Source organism: Pseudomonas sp. SCT, from assembly GCF_003864275.1.
Taxonomy (GTDB): domain Bacteria; phylum Pseudomonadota; class Gammaproteobacteria; order Pseudomonadales; family Pseudomonadaceae; genus Stutzerimonas; species Stutzerimonas stutzeri_AE.
In genome coordinates this window covers 1-1,882 of the sequence record NZ_BDJA01000026.1, presented here as the reverse complement: position 1 = coordinate 1,882, position 1,882 = coordinate 1, and the positions used below count along the sequence as shown (strand labels likewise).

General features: G+C 54.1%; 3 protein-coding genes. All 3 read left to right on the top strand.

What is annotated here, in order from left to right:
- On the top strand, positions 1–467 hold a 467-nt coding region (locus BHD08_RS22890; RefSeq protein ID WP_305777734.1), incomplete at its 5' end, for a virulence factor TspB C-terminal domain-related protein.
- Positions 467–748 carry a DUF2523 domain-containing protein gene (locus BHD08_RS22885; RefSeq protein WP_125025254.1) on the top strand — a complete coding sequence of 94 codons (282 nt, stop codon included), beginning with the start codon at positions 467–469 and terminating at the stop codon, positions 746–748. The genes BHD08_RS22890 and BHD08_RS22885, both read left to right, overlap by 1 nt.
- Complete coding sequence (locus tag BHD08_RS22880; RefSeq protein ID WP_125025252.1) at positions 745–1,770, top strand: zonular occludens toxin domain-containing protein; 1,026 nt, start codon at positions 745–747, stop codon at positions 1,768–1,770. The genes BHD08_RS22885 and BHD08_RS22880 overlap by 4 nt, the downstream gene beginning before the upstream one ends.
- Positions 1,771–1,882: the final 112 nt, after the last annotated feature.

Genomic DNA, 1,882 nt, shown 5'->3' with positions numbered 1-1,882 from the left:
CTATACAGTTTGATTACGGCACTAAACCCAACAGTGTTACCTCTACCGATAAGACCGTAACCAATACATATAAAGACGGCACTAAGACCAGTACATCTACTACGGTTTCGACTCCACCTGCGACTAACACTGACGTTAAGATAAATCCCAAAGTTGAAATTCAGGTCCCGACCGACTGTGACTTTATGCCTACTGTCTGCCGGTTTATTGACTGGGTAAAACAGCCGTTCACAGAAGAAGCCCCCGACCTTTCTGACCTCATTGATGATGAGGACTTTTCCGATTCCGTTACCATTTCCGGTAACGCAACATGCCCGGCTCCTACCATCATTGAAACTAGTCGTGGTTCATTCGAATTCAGCTGGCAGCCTGCGTGCACCTGGGCGGGCATGATCAAGCCTCTAGTTGTAATCGCTGCGCTTATCGCTGCCATCTATATCAGCCTAGGCATCGGGAGGTCTGACTAATGCCCGCCATATTGGTAACAATCGGCGTCTACATCATCTCTAGCGTTATTGCCAAGATATTCGTAGCTCTTGGTATTGGCGTATTCACCTACTATGGGCTTCTTTCCCTTGTTGAGCGGTTGGTCGACCAAGTTCAGCTCGCATTTGGCGGCCTACCTGCTCAAGTAAGTCAGGTCCTCAGTATTGCCGGTATTCCCGAAGCGCTCTCAATTGTTTGCAGCGCCTTTATAACTCGCGCCTCTATTCAGGCCATTCAAACCTTCTTTGGATCACGAGCATGATCACTCTAATTACCGCCGTCCCTGGTAGCGGCAAGACCCTTTATTGCATCGGTTTGATCCTCAAGGCAGTCGAGGAGGGCAGGCCCGTTTATTCCAACATCGCCGGCCTTAAAATTCCCCAGTGCCACCCAGCCCCGGACGACTGGCGTGACACGCCCGAAGGTTCTCTCGTTGTTTACGACGAAGCTCAGCAGCCTCACCTTTACCCCTCGACCGCTCACCGTGGCGAGGTCAAGGACGAGCGCCTACGCCAGATGGAAGTTCACCGCCACACTGGTCACGATCTCGTTTTCGTCAGTCAGTCGCCCAGCTTCCTGCATCACCACATCCGCAAGCTGGCCGGCGAGCACATCCACCTCTATCGCGCCTTTGGCGCCAAGATCGTCACGAAATACACCTGGCAGCACACCGTTGATTCTCCAAATGATCGAGGCGAGCAGGGTAGAGCGGATAGCGTCCCTTGGAAGTTCCCGAAGGAGCATTTCAAGTATTACCAGTCGGCCACGATCCACACGCACAAGTTCAAGATGCCCAAGAAGCTCGCTGCGCTCTTGTTCTTCATCGTTGCTGTTGCTGGCCTTGTTATCTGGAACGCCTCAACGAACGAAAGCAGCCTCCTGACCGGCTCAGGTGCTGACAGCCATCAACCTGTTACCTCTGCAATGGCAGCGCCTTCTGAGCCCAGTGGTGTACGCGCAGCGGCCACCACGGGCCAGAAGAAAGCGCTGCCAGCTACGACAACCCTTTATGACTGGTCAGAAACCGAGACGGCCAAGCCTGTCGCCGGTTGTATCTACAACGCGACTCGCTGCCAGTGTTTCGACGCTTCCGGTGCGCTCTACGCGATGGCTCATGCACAATGCCTGTCCGTGGCATCGAACATGCTGCCCCGATCAATCAACGTAGGAGGTTCAAGCCGTGGGTCTTCAAGACAGGGAATGGTTTCAGGAGAGTCGCAACAATCGCTCCTCGGCGCGAATCCATTTGCCGAGGCAGCAACCGCGGCGCCGGGGGTTCTTTAGCCATTTTGTTGTGCTCGTCCTGGGCATCGTCATCGGCATGGTCGTCGCCGATCTTCACTGGCTCGACATGCTGCGGCAGCAGCTCCCGTTCTGATTGGGCGTTTCGCATAAT